Here is a 17243-nt window from a genome sequence, read left to right on the forward strand (position 1 = left end):
TAGAGGCGGAAAGCGAGAGGAGTCGACAATGCGTTCTTTCACCCCTGTTCTGGCACTAGCGGTCCTTCTGGCCGGACCCGCAGCCGCGCAGAAGCCCGAGGCGCCGCAGCGCCCCTCCGGTTATCCGCGCAGCTACGACACGCTGATCGCCGACGCCCGCGCCGACGGCAAGGTACGCATCTACGCCAATGCCGACCGCGCCGAGATGGTGCCGGTGGTGGCGGAGTTCAAACGGCTCTTCCCCGGCATCGCGGTCTACTACGCCGACATCGGCTCGACCGAGATGTACCAGCGCTACACCCGCGAGACGCGCAGCCGCCAGTATTCGGCCGACATCGTGTGGTCCTCGGCGATGGACCAGCAGATCAAGCTCATCAACGACGGCTACGCGCAGCAGTACGCCAGCCCCGAGAAGCCCGCCCTGCCCGAAACGGCGGTGTGGAAGAACATGGGCTACGGCGTCACCGCCGAGCCGATCGGCTTCGTCTACAACCGCAGGATCATATCGGACGCACAGGCCCCGCGCACGCATCAGGCACTCGAGGAATTGCTCCGCCGCCGCCGCGTCGAATTCACCGGCAAGGTCGCGACGTTCGATGCGGCCCGCTCCAACACCGGCTACCTCTATCTCTCGCAGGACTTCCTCGCGACGCGCGACACCCGCTCGCTGGTCGAGGCGATCGGCGCGACGCGCCCCGTTCTGGAAATCAGCACCCAGCCGATGCTGGCGGGCGTCGCCTCCGGCAAGCTGGCGATCGCGTACAATGTCATCGGCTCCTACGCGCTGGAGCAGGCGCGCCGCAGTCCGCAGCTGGGTGTGGTGTTCCCCAAGGACTACACGCTCGTCACTTCGCGCATCGCCTTCATCGGACGGGACGCGCGCCATCCGGCGGCGGCGAAGCTGTTCCTCGATTTCCTTCTTTCGCGCGCCGGGCAGGCCCAGCTTGCCCGGCACAGTCTGTGGCCGGTGCGCACCGACGTACCCGCCCGCCGCCTGCCTACGCAGCAGACGCGCGTAGTGCGCGTCGGCCCTCAACTTCTCGTCAATCTGGATCACCTGACCCGGCAGCGATTCCTGCGCGAATGGAACGCCGCTCTGGTCACTGGGAGAGAACAAAAACCATGACCCGTACTCTGATGGCCAGTGCAGCATTCCTTGCACTGGCAGTTGCCAACCCCGCGCTGGCGCAAGCGCCGACGCGCGACGAACTCGCCGATCTGGTGCGCGCGCAGGCCGCCGAGATCGCCTCGCTGCGCCAGCGCGTCGATGCGCTGGAAGCCACCCGCACCGCTGCAGCAGCGCCGCAGCAAAGCGCTCCCGTAGTCGCTGCCGCCGAACCCGAGCAGGCCGCGCCGACCATCCTCTCGACCCAGCCCTATGCGGCCCAGCTTCTTCCCCCCGGCCCCGCCGAGCGCGACATCGAGCGCGTGCGCGCCACCGCCGTCGCCGCGACGGACGTGACGACCGAATGGGGCCAGGGCCTGCCGGTATTCCACTCGGGCGACGGCACCTTCAGCTTCAAGCCGCGCGGCCGCATCATCACCGACGTCAGCACCACCCGTGGCTCCAAGTACGACGGCCGCAACCTGACGACCACCGGCATGCGCGCGCTGCGCATGGGCCTCGAAGGCACCGTCGGCAGCCACTTGTTCTACCAGTTCGAGAGCGATTTCTCCGAGAACGCGGTCGATGTCGTCACCGCCTTCATCGGCTGGAAGAACAAGATCGCGCCCGGCCTCGATTACGACGTGCGCGTCGGCCACTTGTTCAACGACCGCAGCTTCGAAGGCTCCACCGGTTCGGACTCCACCCCGTTCGCCGAGCGCACCGTGGTCGCCACCGCGATCATCCCGCAGCGCGCCTTCTATGGCCTGGGCATCATGCCGCGCCTGTTCTGGAAGACCGGCCACGCCTCGCTCACCGTCACCGGCGACCGCATCGACGGCGACCAGTCCACCTCGGACAACCGCACCGTGATCGCCCGCGCGCACTGGAACCCGATCAAGAGCCCGCGTCAGGTGCTCCACCTCGGCATCTGGGGCTTCGACGAGCACCTCCAGCCGGGCAAGAACACGCTGGGCCGGAGCACCGTGATCGGCGGCCGCTTCAACGGCGCGCTGCGCCTGTCGACCGGCGACATCATCGGCGGCACCGGCACCACCGGCTACGGCGCGGAACTCGGCGGCTACACCGGCCCGCTGTGGGTCATGGCCGAGGCGGGCGAACGCCATGCGCGCCTCGACAACGGACGCCCGGACTTCGTCACGCAGGCATGGAGCGTCTCGGGCGGTTTCTTCATCACCGGCGACCTGCCGCCCTACAACCCGCGCCTCGGCAGCTTTGGCCAGCCCAAGGTGCTGCGCCCCGTCTTCGACGGCGGCCCGGGCGCGATCGAGTTGACCGCGCGCTACGAGAACCTGGAATTCAAGGACATCGCCACGCCTGCTCAGGGCTGGGCGGCGACGCTGGGCGCGAACTGGTATCTCAACAGCTTCGTGCGCTTCCAGGTCAACGCGATCCACTGGAACACCGAGAACACCGCCGGGATCTACACCGGCAAGGATGACGGCGAGACGCTCACCGCGCGCGTCGGCGTCACCTTCTAAGCCTTTCCCTTTCAAACCATGACCAGAACCGGGGACCAACAATGAGTCTCGCCCTTATCGGCTTCCTGATGGTGGCCACCTTCATGACGCTCATCATGACCAAGCGGATGACCCCGCTGGTCGCGCTGAGCGTCGTGCCCACCACGTTCGCGCTTCTCGCCGGCTTCCACGCCGGGCTGGGCGACATGATGATCGACGGCGTCAAGAACCTTGCGCCAACCGGCGTCATGCTGCTGTTCGCGATCCTGTTCTTCAGCACCATGACCGACACCGGCCTGTTCGACCCGCTGGTCGGCAAGCTGATCCGGCTGGTCCATGGCGACCCGATGCTGATCCTGATCGGCTCGGTCGTCCTGTGCGCGCTCGTCAGCCTCGATGGCGACGGGTCGACCACCTACATCATCACGATGGCCGCCATGCTGCCGCTCTACAAGCGCTACGACATGAACCGCCTCTACCTTGTCTGCCTGCTGATGGTGACGAGCGGCGTGATGAACCTGACGCCGTGGGGCGGGCCGACGGCGCGCGCCGCCAGCGCCCTGAAGCTGGACCCGGCCGCGCTGTTCCTGCCGCTGATCCCGGGCATGATCGCGGGCCTCGCGTTCCTGATCGGCCTTGCCATCTACTTCGGCCGCAAGGAACGCCGCCGCATCGGCAAGGTCGAGAACCTCGCCGCGCTGGAAGCCAGCGACCTCGCCGTCTCGCAGTGGCCCGAAGCGCGCCGCCCGAAGATGATCTGGTTCAACGGCGCGCTCGTCGTCGCGCTGCTGGTGCTGCTGGTCTGGGGCGTGCTGCCGCTGCCGATCCTGATGATGCTGGCCTTCGCGATCTCGATGATCGCCAACTACCCCGACACCCAGTCGCAGAAGGAGCGCATCAGCGCCCATGCGGGCAATGTCCTCTCGGTCGTCTCGCTGATCTTCGCGGCCGGCATCTTCACCGGCATCCTGTCGGGCACCGGCATGGTCGAGGCGATGAGCAAGGAAGTCGTCGGCCTGATCCCGCCGGTCCTTGGCCCCTACATGGCGCCCATCACCGCCCTCATCAGCCTGCCGGGCACGTTCTTCATTTCGAACGACGCCTTCTACTTCGGCATGCTGCCGATCCTGGCCGAAGCCGGGGCGCACTACGGCGTCGAGCCGATGGCGATCGCCCGCGCCTCGCTGATGGGCCAGCCGGTCCACCTGCTCAGCCCGCTGGTGCCCTCGACCTACCTGCTGGTGAGCCTTGCCGGCGTGGATCTGGCGGACCACCAGAAGTTCACGCTGGTCCCGGCGGCGCTGTGCTGCCTCGTCATGACCGTGGTGGGCATGGCGGTGCTGGCCTTCCCGTTCGTGGGGTGAATGCCGCATGATGATCTCTCCCCTTCGTCATTGCGAGCATAGCGAAGCAATCCAGGACGGCCTCATGCCGCGCTGGATTGCCGCGCCCCTGCGGGGCTCGCAATGACGGTGCGGGGGATCATCGGTGACGCGGGGACGCTGGGCGTCATCCTGCGCTTCATCGCCGCACTCGCCGTCGGCGCGTGCGGCGGCGCCTTCTTCTGGTCGATCCATGCCCCGCTGCCGTGGGTGCTGGGATCGATGACCGCGTGCGCGGCGGGCAGCATCGCGCGCCTGCCGATCGCCGCGAATTCCGCCACCCGCAGGCCGATGTCCGCCGTGCTCGGCGTCGTGCTGGGCAGTGCGTTCCACCCCGGCATCGCCGCGCAGGCTGCGCAGTGGATCGTGCCGATCGCACTGCTACCGCTGTTCCTGACCAGCGCCGCCATCGCCTGCGTCTTCTATTTCCGCATGATCGCAAAGTTCGACCCGCCCACCGCCTACTTCGCCGGAATGCCGGGAGGCATCGCCGAGATGGTCGTCCTCGGCTCCGAGCGCGGCGCGGACGAGCGCACGATCGGCCTGATCCACGGCGCGCGGATCTTCCTCGTCGTCTTCATCCTCCCCTTCCTCATCCGCCTGTTCGAGGCGGAGACCGGCCACGCCCCGCTTCCTCCCCAGGTTTCGGGCGTGGCCGACTGGACCCTGCTGCCATGGGCGCTCGGCTGCATGATCGTCGGCAGCGTGATCGGCCGCGCGCTGAAACTGCCCGCGTGGCACCTGATGGGGCCGCTGTTCGTCAGCGCCGCCATCCACCTGACGGGCCTGAGCGACTTCCACATCCCGGCATGGGCCATCGCCGCCGCGCAGGTCGGCCTCGGCGCGACGATCGGCTGCCGTTTCGTAGGGCTGGACCTGCCGACGCTGCTGCGCACGCTGATGCTGGCGGCGGGATCGACCGCGATCCTCTTGGTCATAACCTTCGTCTGGGCATTCGGCATCGGCTGGGCTACCGAACTGGACCCGGCGCTGCTGACGCTGGCCTACTCGCCCGGCGGCGTGGCGGAAATGAGCATGGTGGCCCTCAGCCTCGCACTGGAGGCAAGCTTCGTGGTCGTCCACCACCTCGTCCGCGTGGTGCTGGTCATCATCGGCGCGCCTGCTGCGTTCAAGTTCATGGGAACCCGAGATGCCTGATCCCTTCACCGAAAAGATCGCCATTCTCTATCAGGCGATCGAGCCGCCGGTGATCGACGGCCAGCGCAAGGACGCCAAGCCCGGCGGCTATTCCGACAGCGGCGCCGACATGGGCGTGGCCCTGCGCTCGGTCGGCTGCACGCTGGTGACCCCGGTGGCCGATCCCGATCCGACCTCGGTATTCGACTGGGTCTGGCCCGACACGCCCGAAGGCATCGACGCCGCGCTGGCAGCAGGCGCGACGCTGCTCTGGGCCAACACCGTCGTGTTCGACGGCCACCCGATCGAAGCCGCCAGCCGCCGCGCATGGGTGGTCAGCGCCGATCCGCGCACCATGCAAGAGGTGGACGACAAAGCCGCCACCAACGCCCTCCTCGCCGCCGAGGGCCTGCCCGTCGCCGGTTCCTGGGTGGTCGACGGCGCCGCGCCCGATATCGAGGCTCAGCTTGCCGCCTTCGCCGGGCACCTCCCGCTGGTGGTGAAGCCCCTGCGCGGTCGCGGCAGTCAGGGCGTCAGCGTCGCGCGCAGCCGCGAAGAGATGATCGCGAGCACCCGGGCCATCGTCGCAGGCGGCAAGTTCGGCACCGCGATCATGATCGAGCAGTTCCTGCCCGGTCAGGAAATCACGATCACGGTCATGCCCGCAGCCGCACGCGAAGGCGAGAGCAAGCCCTTCGCCCTGCCCCCGGTCCGCCGCTTCGACCAGCATGACGACGTCGCGCCCTACAACGGCGACGTCCCCGTCAGCACCAACAGCGCGGCGATGACGGGCGAGGAATGCGCTGACCCGGCCATCGTCGCGGTCACCGCCGCCTGCGAGCAGGCCGCCGCGATCATCGGCATCCGCACCCCGATGCGGATCGACTGCCGCCAGGACGCGACCGGCGACTACCTGTTGTTCGACGTCAACATCAAACCCAACCTCACCGGCGCGGGCCGACCCGGCCGCGACCATGAGGATAGCCTTTCCACAATCGCCGCCGCCGCCATAGGCTGGCGCTACGCAGACCTCCTCGTCGCAGCCATCCGCGGCGCGTGGACCAACAGGGACAATATCGCATGACTGACCTTTGGCAGCACATTGTTGCCGACTTCTCCAACATCGGCTCACCGGCTGCGCTGTCCGCCTTCGGGCAGGTGGTGCTGATCGACATCATGCTGGCCGCCGACAACGCGATCGTCGTCGGCGCGCTCGCCGCCGGGCTTCCGGCCGCGATGCGCCGCAAGGTCATCATGATCGGCGTGATCGCCGCTCTGGTGCTGCGCGTCGCCTTCGCGCTCGTGGTCAGCCAGTTGATGCAGATCGTCGGGCTCGTCTTCGCGGGCGGCCTGCTGCTGATCTGGGTGGCATGGAAGATGTGGCGCGAACTGCGCGAGGACCGCAGCGACGACGAACCCGACTCGACCATCGCCAAGGTCGCTCCGCGCAGTTTCGCCGGCGCGGCATGGGCCGTCGCCGTCGCCGACGTCAGCATGAGCATCGACAATGTGCTGGCCGTCGCGGGCGCCGCGCGCGACCACCCCGGCATCCTCGCGGTCGGCCTGATCCTCTCGGTCGCGCTGATGGGCATCGCCGCCAACGTTCTGGCGCGCGTTATCGAGACCTATCGCTGGCTCGCCTACGTCGGCCTGCTGGTGATCCTGTGGGTCGCGGGCAAGATGATCTGGGAGGGCCTCGTCGATCCTTCGCGCGGAATCATTGCCCTGTTCTGAACGATAGATGCGGACGGCAGGCGGCGAACCGCCTGCCGTCCGACCGCCCCGCGATGAGACATTGTATCGGCACGGGTTGCATCGCACTGTACTTGCACGGCATGAGTATCCGATGACCAGCTTCGGAACGCCTGCGTGCAACTGACCCGTTACACCGACTATGCCGTGCGCGTCCTGCTGCATGTCGGTGCGCGGGACGAAGGGGACCTCTCCTCGATCGCCGAGATCGCGCAGACTTACGACATTTCACGCAACCACCTGATGAAAGTGGTGCAGGATCTTGGCCAGGCCGGGTTTCTCGAAACCGTGCGCGGTCGTGGCGGAGGCCTGAGGCTGGGCCGCCAGGCGAACGAGATCACCGTCGGCGAGGTCGTACGGCATACCGAAACCGGCTTCCAGCTGGTCGACTGCACAAACTGCATAGTGCGCACCGCCTGCACCCTGCCGCGCGTCTTCAACGAGGCGACGCGCGCCTTCCTCGACGTGCTTGACCGTTACACGCTGGCCGATGCACTGACCCGACGTGACGATCTGCGGCGTATTTTCCGCGCTTTCGCCCCGACCGATCAGGCGCTCTGACGACGCCGTCCGAGGGCATGGGCGCCAGAACCGCGGGGACGCCCGAGCGATACTTGCACCGGGTTAGCATCGGCGCCGCGACACGGCGGAGCGGGCTGCGCTAGCCAGACCCTCGATACGATTCGGGGAGATGAACATGAAGATCGACAACACCCTTGCCGCCGTGGTCACCGGCGGCGCCTCGGGCCTTGGCCGGGCGAGTGCGAAGGCGCTGGCCGATGCAGGCGTCAAGGTCGCCATCTTCGACATCAGCGAGGAAGCGGGCGAAGCCTTCGCGGCGGAAATCGGCGGCGTGTTCTGCAACGTCGACATCACCAGCGAGGAGAGCGTCGAGGCCGGCTTCGCCAAGGCGCGCGAGGCCCATGGGCAGGAGCGCATCGTCGTCCACTGCGCAATCGTCGCGGGCGGCGGCAAGACCGTCTCGTTCGACAAGAAGACCGGCGGCTACAAGCGCACGCCGACCGAGCAGATCGCCAAGTCGGCCGAAGGAATCTTCACCGCCTCCTACCGCGTCGCCTCGATCGCGGCGCTGGGCATGGCAACGGCCGAGACCCTGAACGATGACGGCGAACGCGGCACGATCATCCTCACCTCCTCGGCCGCCGCAGAGGACGGACAGATCGGTCAGGTCGCCTACGGCGGCGGCAAGGGCGCGGTGAACGCGATGGTCCTGCCGATGGCGCGCGACCTCATGGACCTCGGCATCCGCGTCAACGCGATCATGCCGGGCACTTTCGCGACGCCGCCAATGCTGCGCGTCAAGGAACATGCGCCCGAAGTGTACGAGAATCTCGGCAAGGCGGTGCCCTTCCCGCGCCGTCTCGGCAATCCGGAGGAGTTCGGCTCGCTGGTGCTCGAACTGGTGCGCAACATCTATTTCAACGGCCAATGCATCCGCCTCGACGGCGCGATCCGCATGCCGCCGAAGTAACCGTCCGGCCCACCCCGTACGGCTAGGTCGCTGCGCTCCCAAGCCTTCCGGCCCTCCCGCCTGCGGGAGGGTGTGGCGCTGTTTCTCCCCTCCCGCCTGCGGGAGGGGCTGGGGGTGGGTCTTTTCCCATCTTACTTCCGCTTGACTCCCCCTCCCTGCCCGGCCCAATCGGCCCGATGCGACGCATGGGGATTCACGCTCTCAAGGCCCTGGCCATCCGGCAGCGCCAGCGGCTGCGGTCGAGCGAAATGGCCTTCATCGTGCTGGCCCTCGTCGCCGGGCTGGCGGCGGGCTGGCTGACGAACCTGCAGGGCTTCATCGCCCACGCCATCCAGCGACTGCTCTACGGCATCGGCGACAACCGCCTGAGTGCGCTCGGCGAGATCCGCAACTGGTGGCGGCTGCTGGCGCTGCCGCTGGGCGGGCTGGTGCTGGTGGCAATGACGCATTTCCTGAAAACCCGCCGCCGCGCCCCGATCGACGTCGTCGAGGCCAACGCGCTGCACAGCGGCCGCATTCCCTTCGTCGACAACCTGGTGATCTCGGTCCAGACGATCCTCTCCAACGGCGCGGGTGCATCGGTGGGGCTGGAGGCGGCCTACGCGCAGATGGGCGGCGGCGTCGCCTCGGTGCTGGGGCAGTGGTTCAAGCTGCGCCGCTCGGACATGCGCACCCTTGTCGGCGCGGGCGCGGGCGCGGCGGTCGGCGCCGCGTTCGGAGCGCCGCTGGCGGGTGCGTTCTACGCCTTCGAGATCGTCATCGGAACGTATACGCCCGCCGCGATCGCCCCGGTCGTGGCTGCCGCGCTGGGCGCCGCCTTCGTGACGCGGGCGCTGAGGGTGGAGCCCTACCTCATCGCCACCGCCGCCGACCGGACACTGACTACCGGCGACTACTTCATCTACACCATCCTGGGCCTCGCCTGCGCGCTGGTGGGCATCGCGATGATGCGTCTCGTCACCTTCGCGGAGCAGAAGATGCAGGGCGTAAGCGGTCGCATCGCACGCTGGAAGCCGGTGATCGGCGGATTCCTGCTGATGCCGCTCGCCATGGTGACACCGCAGACGCTTTCCGCCGGGCACGGAGCGATGCACCTCAACATCGCGATGCAACCGGCGCTCCAGTTTCTCGTCACCGTGCTGGTGCTCAAGGTGCTGGCCTCCGCGATCTCGATCGCCTTCGGATTTCGCGGCGGCCTGTTCTTCGCCTCGCTGTTCATCGGCTCGCTGGTCGGGCTGATCTTCGCCGCGCTGGCATCGATGGCGGGTATCGCGCTCGACATCAACGACGCAGCGCTGGTCGGCATGTCCGCGCTCGCGGTGTCGGTGGTAGGCGGCCCGATGACGCTCGCCATGCTGATGCTGGAGACCACCCACGACTTCGCGCTGATGGGCGTTGTGCTGACCGCCTCGCTGGTGTCGAGCGCGCTGACCCGCGAGACCTTCGGCTATTCGTTCTCCACCTGGCGCCTGCACGTGCGCGGCTCGATCATCCGGTCCCCGCGCGATATCGGCTGGATGCTGGCGCTGACGGCCGGGCGCATCATGCGCAAGGACTGGAAGAGCGCAGCGGCCAGCCTCTCGGTCGCGGACTTCCGCGCGCAAGTGCCGCTGGGTTCGACGAGCAAGGCGATCCTGCTCGATGACGAGGGGCACTACGCCGGGATCGTGGCGACGGCTTCGGCGTACAATCCCGAACTGGCGCCCGATACACAAGTGGGCACGCTGGCGACGCTGCAGGCGAACACCCTATCGCCGGTCACGGACATCCGGGCGATGCTGAAAGCCTTCGACCTTGCCGTGGCGGACGAACTGGCGGTGGTGGACGGCGTCGGCAACGTCGTCGGCGTGGTGACCGAACGGCATGCGAGGCGGCGCTACTTCGAGGAAATCGAAGCCTCGCAGCGGGAGCTGTTCGGGGAGAATTGAGGGCGCGCGGTGCGCCCGGCCGGTCCGTCGTCTTCCTACCTCGTCATTCCCGAGAAGGCGGGAACCCAACTGATGACATCGCATGTTGCACGGTCATCAGCTGGGCCCCCGCCTTCGCGGGGGTGACAACGTAATTTTGAATTGGAGAGACACCTCCCGCTGGCAGGAGGTGTCCCTTTCAGATCAGTCCTGAGCCACCGGCAGCCACACCGCGCTGGCCTGATCGCCGCCGAAGTGCACCGTCTCGGTCGCCTTCACGTAGTCCTTGGGCTTGGCGTCCATGATCGAGGGCACCCAGCTCTGCGGGTTGCGATCGTAGAGCGGGAACAGGCTGGACTGCACCTGCACCATGATCTTGTGGCCCGGCAGGAACACATGATCGACGTTGGGCAGCGCCCACTTGAAGTCGTAGACCTTGCCCGGCTCCAGCGCCTGCGGCTTGTCGAAACCACCGACGTAGCGGCCGCGGAATATCTCGATGCCGATGCCCAGTTGGTAGCCCGCCATCTTCGGATCGGCGGTGTTCTCCTGAGGGTAGACGTCGATCAGCTTGACGACATAGTCGCTGTCCTGCCCGGACGTCGCCGCGCGCAAGTCCACCTTGGGCGCGCCCTTGATGTGGACCGGCTTGTCGAGCACGCCGGTCTGGTAGCTCAGCACGTCGGTACGGCCGTCAGCGAAGCGCTGGTCCTGCACCAGCCAGGTCTTCCACTCATCACCCTTCATGTGGACGGGGCGCGGCAGCATCGGCACGGGCTTCGCGGGGTCGGAGACGTAGCTGTCGGTCCCGGCCGCGCCCTTGCTCCACGACAGTGAGGAATTCGCGCCGAGGTAGAGCGGCGTATAGGCACCCGCCGGCCATGCCTGCGACACCTCCCACTTGTTTTCGCCCGTGGCGTACGTCAGCACCGGCGGCGTATCGCAGGCAGGCGCGTTCGTCTTGAGGTGACAGTCGAAGAACGGCTTCATGTACTGCGTGCGGAACTGCAGGCCGGTGTCGCCCTCCCACTTGAGCGGGCCGAGTTCGCGTGCTTCGTAGTTCACCTGAGAATGACGCCACGGACCGATGACGAGGCTGACGTTGTCGTTGCCGCCCGCCTTCAGCGCCTGATAGACCGCCGGGGCGCCGTAGCTGTCCTCCTGGTCCCACTGGCCGACCACCAGCATCGTCGGCACCGTCAGCTTGCGCGCGCCGAGCAGCTTGTCGACCGCCTGCCCCTGCCACCATGCGTCGTAGCTCGGGTGCTCCAGCACCTTGCGCACCACCGGCAGGTCGAGCAGGCCATATGCCTTGGCATAATCCATCGCCGAACCGCCCTCGAGGTAGGCGGTGTAGTCGTCACCGCCGCCGCGCGGAACGTCGCCGCCGCCCTTCTTCACCGTCTGGCCGAGGTCGTAATCGAAGCCGAACATGCGGAAGGCGCCGTTGTGGAACCAGTCGTCGCCCATCCAGCCATCGACCATCGGGCTCTGCGGCACCGCAGCCTTGAGCGCCGGGTGCGGATCGATCAGCGCCATCAGCGAGGTGAAGCCAAGGTACGACGAGCCGGTAATGCCGACCTTGCCGTTGCTTTCCTTCACGTTCTTCACCAGCCAGTCGATCGTGTCGTAGGCGTCGGTGGCGTGGTCCACCTTGGTCTTGTTGAGCGGCCCGCGCAACGGGCGGTTCATGACGTAGTCGCCCTCCGACCCGTCCAGCCCGCGCACGTCCTGATAGACGCGGATGTAGCCGTCGTTGACGAATTCGGCGTCGGCGACGGGCAGGATTTCCTCGATCTTCTGGCTGCGGTTGCGGCTGCTCATCTTGTCCGCATTGTACGGCGTGCGGCTGAGCAGGATCGGGCCGTCCTGAGTGCCCTTGCGATAGATGATGACGGTGAACAGCTTGGTCCCGTCACGCATCGGGATCATCACCGTCTTGCGCACGTAGTCCGCCTGAGGGCGAACCCAGTCGTAGGACTTCACCTGCTCGTTCATCATGGTGTCGGTGGGCGCCTGCGCGGAAAGCGACGAGGCAAGAGCGAGGGCCGCGACGGCGGCGGCAGTATAGCCGAGGGGGCGGAAATGCTTTGTCATGGTCGCATGGGTGGACCGTGCATTTCCTGGGGTCAAGACGGGAAGAGAGACGCAGGGGTTTACCACCCCTGCACCCCGTATTTCGTCGAGATTACGCGCGCCGCATCGTCATGCCGGACGGTAAGCCGGAAGACCTAAAAGCCTGCGGCGCGATTTAGAACTGCGGCGACTGCGTGCACACCGAAGCCATTTCACGGGGTGCAGGGGTGGTAAACCCCTGCCTTCCCCTTCAACTTCAAGCCGCCTGCTTCTGCCCCTGAGTAGCCTCAAGGTTCAGCAGGTCCGCCATCTCGAACGCCAGTTCGATCGACTGCGCACCGTTCAGACGCGGATCGCAGTGCGTGTGGTAGCGGTCCTTCAGCGCCTCGTCGGTGATGGCGATGGCGCCGCCGGTGCACTCGGTCACGTCCTGCCCGGTCATCTCGATATGGATTCCGCCTGCATGCGTGCCTTCCGCGCGGTGGACCGCGAAGAAGCCGCGCACTTCGGCGAGGATGCGGTCGAACGGACGGGTCTTGAAGCCGCTGTCCGACTTGATGACGTTGCCGTGCATCGGGTCGCACGACCACACCACCGGATGACCTTCGCGCTTCACGGCGCGCACCAGCTTGGGCAGGCCGGCTTCGACCTTGTCGTGGCCGTAGCGGCTGATGAGCGTCATGCGGCCCGGCTCGCGGCCCGGGTTCAGCGTGTCGAGCATCCGCAGCAGCGCGTCCGGCTCAAGCGACGGACCGCACTTCATGCCGATCGGGTTACCGACGCCGCGCAGGTATTCGACGTGCGCCGAGCCCTCGAAGCGGGTGCGGTCGCCGATCCACAGCATGTGCGCCGAGCAGTCGTACCAGTCGCCGGTCAGCGAATCGCGGCGGGTCAGCGCCTGCTCGTAAGGGAGCAGCAGCGCTTCGTGGCTGGTGTAGAAGTCGGTGCCCTGAAGCTGCGGAACCGAGCTGGGTTCGACACCGCAAGCCGCCATGAAGTCGAGCGCTTCACCGATGCGATCGGCCATCTGCGAGAACTTCTCGCCCCAGGGGCTGCGGCCGATGTGGTCGAGCGTCCACTGGTGGACCTGGCGCAAGTTGGCATAGCCGCCGTGCGCGAAGGCGCGCAGCAGGTTCAGCGTCGAGGACGACTGACCATAGGCGCGCAGCATGCGCTCGGGATCGTTGCGGCGCGCCTCGGCGTTGCCTTCGATGCCGTTGATGATGTCGCCGAAGTAGCTGGGCATCTCGACGCCGCCGACCATCTCGGTCGGGGCCGAGCGCGGCTTGGCGAACTGGCCAGCCATGCGGCCCAGCTTCACCACCGGCTGCTTGCTGGCGAAGGTCAGCACCACCGCCATCTGCAGCAGCACGCGGAAGCTGTCGCGGATGTTGTCGGCGCTGAATTCGGCGAAGCTCTCGGCGCAGTCACCGCCCTGGAGCAGGAAACCGCGACCGGCGGCGACTTCGGCAAGGTCGGCCTTCAGAGCACGGGCTTCACCGGCAAAGACGAGCGGCGGAAACTTCGCAAGCGTGGCCTCGACCTCGCTGAGTTTCGCCTGATCGCCATAAACCGGGAGGTGGCGCGCCTCTTGCGTCTTCCAGCTCTCCGGTGTCCAGTTGGTAGCCACTGTATCGTACTCCTCTGGCCCGTCACCTGATTGTGTGGGCTTTTCCAAGCGCTGCAGGTCCTCCCGGGCAGCGCAAGCAAGGCGCGGCCTTTAGCGCTTGTCGGCAATTTTTGCAAAGCCGGGTTTGGCGATCATGGTGATCGGTTGCGTGATGGGTATGAGAAAGGCCCACCCCGCTGTGACTAGGCGACAAATCGCCAAGTCTCGCCAAGTCTCGCGGCCCTCCCGCAAGCGGGAGGGCGATACGTTCTGCTCCCCTCCCGCTTGCGGGAGGGGCTTGGGGGTGGGCTTCTACTTACTTCCCCGCCACGCCGCCTTCCTTGCCCTCGGGCATGACCTCAAGCCGCCACGAATGGTCGCGGCCGAGATACCGCGCCGCCAGCGCCTGCATCGCCTGCGGGGTGGTCACCGTATAGTCGCTCAGCACCGAGCGGACGGTGCCGATGCGGGTGGGATCGGTCGTCGCGCCTTCGAGCTGGCTCATGAAGAACGAGGTACTCGACGCCGCACGGGTCACCTGCTGGCGCAGCGGCTCAGTGACGAGCGCCAGTTCGTCCGCCGTGGGAGGGTTGGCGATGAGGTCCTGCGCGATCTCGTCGGCGGTCTGGAAGAACACCGGCACCGCCTTGGGATCGACCTGCGCCACCGCCGTGATCGAGCCGCCCGCGGCAAGGTCCACCGGCCACTGCGAATAGACGTAAGGCGCATATGACACGCCCAGCTTCTCACGCACCGCGTTCATCAGGCGGTTGGTGAACAGCTGCGTGAGGATTTCCAGCTGGCGCGATTCGCGGATGCCCATGACACCGCCGCCGGTCGGCCACGAAACCACTGCCGCCGCCTGATCCGGATCGCCGTGGTGGATCAGCTCGATCGGCTTGTCCGACGGCTGCGGCACATCGATCTTCGCCTGCACCGCGCTGACCGGCGCGGGCTGGCGCGACTTGAGCGCGCCGAAGGTCTTCTCCAGTGCGGCGATGGCGGCGGCCTTGTCGAAGTCGCCGAAGATCTGGACTTCGACGGGGCCTTCCTTGAGCGCCTTGCTCCAGACGCGCTTGAAGCCGTCCGCCGTCGTCGCCTCGATCTGGTCGGGCGTCGGAGTGGCGAAGCGCTTGTCCTGACCGCGCTGGTAGAACTGCAGGTCGCGGTTCAGCACGCCCTGCGGCGAGGTGTTGAACGTGGCGTACTGGATCGCCGCCGCGGCCTTGGCGCGAGTGAAGGGCGCGACGTCCCACTTGGGCAGGTCCAGCTTGGCCGCGAAGAGATAAAGCTGGTCGGCAAGGTCGGACGGACGCGTCTCTGCGGAGAGCTGGAACGAGGCGTCCTGCACCTCGAAGTCGAAGCCCATCTTGCGCCCCGTGGAAATGCGGTCGAGGTCGTCCTGACCCAGCGTCGCAAGGCCCGAACCGACGAGCGCATAATTGCCCAGCGTGATGTAGGCCGCATCCTTCGGGTCGATCGAGCGGTAGCCGCCGCCAAAGCGCGCCTTGACCATGACGCGGCCCGGCTCCTCGACCACCGGCCACAGCATCGCCTTCACGCCGTTGGCAAAAGTCAGTTCCTCGATTTCGAGGAGGCCGGTCGGCACGTCGCTGACCGCCTTCTTAGCCGCACCGATCGCGGGCAGCTTCTCGAACGAAATCGGCTTGAGTGCCGCGCGCACGCTGGCGTCGGCCTTGACCGGCTCGGCGAGCGCAAGCTGCAGCGCCTTGTCGGTCGCGGCGCCGTCCTTCTGCACGGTGAACAGGGCGCGGGTGACGTTGCCGGTGAACAGCTTGCGAGTGTGCTCCAGTACTGCCTGCGGGGTGAACAACGGCTTCGACTTGCGGAAGATGTCCAGCACGTCCTGCGGCGCGGCCACCGTCTCGCGGATGTCGAGCGCGTTGACGAGGTCGTCGGCGATCTTGCTGCCGGGCAGGATACGCTGCTGCTCGACCGGGACCTGGAAAGCGACTTCCATCTCGGCCGCCTCGCGGTCGATCTCCGCCTGCGTCGGCGCGCGGGTGAGTGCATCGGCGATCACCGCGCGCACGTCGCGAAGGCTGGCCTGCCAGTCATCACCCAGCGGCGTCACCGACACGAACGTCGCGTCCGCCGAGCGCGCGACATCGTCCTGATTGACCGAGGCCGACAGGAAGCTGCCCCCTGCCCGCGCCTTGGATTCAAGGCGGCGATTGATGATCGCCTGAGCCAGCGCATCGGTCATCAGGCCCTGGTTGTAGGGAATGTTGTCGATAACCTGCCGCCACGGGCGCAGCACCGCGTACATCAGCGAGGGCGGCAGGTCGGGTTCGACCAGCACGCGAGTCTCGCCCACCGGGTTCTTCGGATCGGCGCCCGCAGGTGCCTCGGGATCGCCGAAGCTGGGGGCCACAGCCTTGGGACCGGGCACCTTCCAGTCGGTGAACCACTTCTTGACGTAGCTTTCCAGCATCGCAGGATCGACGTCACCGGCGACGATCACCGCCACGTTGTCCGGGCGATACCAGCGCGAATAGAACGCCCGCACACTTTGCGGCGTCGCCGAAGTCAGCGATTCGAGCGTGCCGATCGGCTCCCGGTTGGCCAGCGGCTGCCCGGCATAGAGCACCTTCTGCATCGCGTCGGACACACGCTTGGAGGCACCGCCCCGCTCACGCATTTCCGACAGCACGATCGGCAGGTCCTGCTTGAGGTTCGAGGCCGAGAGCGTCGGCGCGGTGACCATGCCGCTCATCAGCTTGAACGTCTCGTCCAGCGAAGTCGGCGTGGCATTGGGCAGGTCGAGCTTGAACACGGTCTGCGTGGTGGAAGTCACCGCATTGGTATCGCTGCCGAAAGTCGCCCCGAGGCGCTGGAACGCGGCGATCGCGGTGCCCTCGGGGATGTACTTCGACTGGCGGAACAGCATGTGCTCCAGCAAATGCGCATAGCCGCGCTCGCCATCGGTCTCGTAGAGCGAACCGGCATCGACGCGGATGCGGATCGAGACCTGGCCCGGCGGCACCCCGTTCTTGCGCACCGCATACTTGATGCCATTGGGCAGTTCGCCGAAGTGCCATTCCGGATCATGCGGAATGTCGCTGCCGCGATAGAGCCACGGATCGGCCTGGCCGACCGAGGGGGCCACGATCGGCGCAGTATCGGGCACCGACTGAGGCTGCGCGGTTTGCGCCTGCGCCTCCGGCACCAGCAGGAGCGGAATCGGAGCCTGGGCAAGGAGAAGCAGGCAGGCGAGCGAGCGAGCGGCGCGCGGGGAGGTCGTCATTACGCAAGGTATAGGGAGGCCTCTCCTTAAGGGC

General features: G+C 67.0%; 12 protein-coding genes. 9 read left to right on the top strand and 3 right to left on the bottom strand.

Features of this window, described 5'->3' with window-relative positions:
• Window positions 1–28: 28 nt before the first annotated feature.
• From HWN72_RS10980 to HWN72_RS11020, 9 genes are all read left to right on the top strand, one after another.
• Window positions 29–1126: an ABC transporter substrate-binding protein gene (locus tag HWN72_RS10980; RefSeq protein ID WP_008831176.1), complete on the top strand. Its 1098-nt coding sequence runs from the start codon at window positions 29–31 to the stop codon at window positions 1124–1126.
• On the top strand, window positions 1123–2607 hold the full coding sequence (locus HWN72_RS10985) for an OprO/OprP family phosphate-selective porin (protein ID WP_008831175.1): 1485 nt from the start codon (window positions 1123–1125) through the stop codon (window positions 2605–2607). Before HWN72_RS10980 ends, HWN72_RS10985 begins: the two co-directional genes overlap by 4 nt.
• A 41-nt stretch (window positions 2608–2648) precedes the next feature.
• Window positions 2649–3950, top strand: a complete 1302-nt coding sequence (locus HWN72_RS10990) for a CitMHS family transporter (RefSeq protein ID WP_008831174.1) — start codon at window positions 2649–2651, stop codon at window positions 3948–3950.
• A gap of 102 nt (window positions 3951–4052) precedes the next feature.
• Complete coding sequence (locus HWN72_RS10995; protein WP_211150294.1) at window positions 4053–5126, top strand: AbrB family transcriptional regulator; 1074 nt, start codon at window positions 4053–4055, stop codon at window positions 5124–5126.
• Window positions 5119–6189 (top strand): hypothetical protein, encoded by a 1071-nt coding sequence (locus tag HWN72_RS11000; RefSeq protein WP_008831172.1) that lies wholly within the window; start codon window positions 5119–5121, stop codon window positions 6187–6189. Before HWN72_RS10995 ends, HWN72_RS11000 begins: the two co-directional genes overlap by 8 nt.
• Window positions 6186–6839 (top strand): YjbE family putative metal transport protein, encoded by a 654-nt coding sequence (locus HWN72_RS11005; protein WP_008831171.1) that lies wholly within the window; start codon window positions 6186–6188, stop codon window positions 6837–6839. The genes HWN72_RS11000 and HWN72_RS11005 overlap by 4 nt, the downstream gene beginning before the upstream one ends.
• 135 nt (window positions 6840–6974) lie before the next feature.
• Window positions 6975–7418 carry an Rrf2 family transcriptional regulator gene (locus HWN72_RS11010; RefSeq protein WP_069708056.1) on the top strand — a complete coding sequence of 148 codons (444 nt, stop codon included), beginning with the start codon at window positions 6975–6977 and terminating at the stop codon, window positions 7416–7418.
• Window positions 7419–7554: 136 nt separating this feature from the next.
• Entirely contained in the window at window positions 7555–8349 is a 795-nt protein-coding gene (locus HWN72_RS11015; RefSeq protein WP_008831169.1) for an SDR family oxidoreductase, read from the top strand.
• Window positions 8350–8525: 176 nt separating this feature from the next.
• On the top strand, window positions 8526–10277 hold the full coding sequence (locus HWN72_RS11020; protein WP_375154521.1) for a chloride channel protein: 1752 nt from the start codon (window positions 8526–8528) through the stop codon (window positions 10275–10277).
• Window positions 10278–10460: 183 nt separating this feature from the next.
• Here HWN72_RS11020 and HWN72_RS11025 read toward each other — a convergent pair whose 3' ends face one another.
• The 3 genes from HWN72_RS11025 to HWN72_RS11035 form a co-directional block, all read right to left on the bottom strand.
• On the bottom strand, window positions 10461–12353 hold the full coding sequence (locus tag HWN72_RS11025) for a CocE/NonD family hydrolase (protein ID WP_008831167.1): 1893 nt from the start codon (window positions 12351–12353) through the stop codon (window positions 10461–10463).
• A 235-nt stretch (window positions 12354–12588) separates the two neighbouring features.
• Window positions 12589–13962: a class II 3-deoxy-7-phosphoheptulonate synthase gene (locus HWN72_RS11030; RefSeq protein ID WP_036523741.1), complete on the bottom strand. Its 1374-nt coding sequence runs from the start codon at window positions 13960–13962 to the stop codon at window positions 12589–12591.
• Window positions 13963–14257: 295 nt separating this feature from the next.
• Complete coding sequence (locus HWN72_RS11035; protein WP_211150296.1) at window positions 14258–17209, bottom strand: pitrilysin family protein; 2952 nt, start codon at window positions 17207–17209, stop codon at window positions 14258–14260.
• Window positions 17210–17243 lie beyond the last annotated feature (34 nt).

Source organism: Novosphingobium sp. HR1a (genome assembly GCF_015594425.1).
Lineage (GTDB): Bacteria > Pseudomonadota > Alphaproteobacteria > Sphingomonadales > Sphingomonadaceae > Novosphingobium > Novosphingobium resinovorum_A.

Bases quoted from the DNA above. Each gene is read 5' to 3' on its own strand.
- HWN72_RS10980 (WP_008831176.1), top strand. From the start codon at position 29: ATGCGTTCTTTCACCCCTGTTCTGGCACTAGCGGTCCTTCTGGCCGGA.
- HWN72_RS10985 (WP_008831175.1), top strand. From the start codon at position 1,123: ATGACCCGTACTCTGATGGCCAGTGCAGCATTCCTTGCACTGGCAGTT.
- HWN72_RS10990 (WP_008831174.1), top strand. From the start codon at position 2,649: ATGAGTCTCGCCCTTATCGGCTTCCTGATGGTGGCCACCTTCATGACG.
- HWN72_RS10995 (WP_211150294.1), top strand. From the start codon at position 4,053: ATGACGGTGCGGGGGATCATCGGTGACGCGGGGACGCTGGGCGTCATC.
- HWN72_RS11000 (WP_008831172.1), top strand. From the start codon at position 5,119: ATGCCTGATCCCTTCACCGAAAAGATCGCCATTCTCTATCAGGCGATC.
- HWN72_RS11005 (WP_008831171.1), top strand. From the start codon at position 6,186: ATGACTGACCTTTGGCAGCACATTGTTGCCGACTTCTCCAACATCGGC.
- HWN72_RS11015 (WP_008831169.1), top strand. From the start codon at position 7,555: ATGAAGATCGACAACACCCTTGCCGCCGTGGTCACCGGCGGCGCCTCG.
- HWN72_RS11020 (WP_375154521.1), top strand. From the start codon at position 8,526: ATGCGACGCATGGGGATTCACGCTCTCAAGGCCCTGGCCATCCGGCAG.
- HWN72_RS11025 (WP_008831167.1), bottom strand. From the start codon at position 12,353: ATGACAAAGCATTTCCGCCCCCTCGGCTATACTGCCGCCGCCGTCGCG.
- HWN72_RS11035 (WP_211150296.1), bottom strand. From the start codon at position 17,209: ATGACGACCTCCCCGCGCGCCGCTCGCTCGCTCGCCTGCCTGCTTCTC.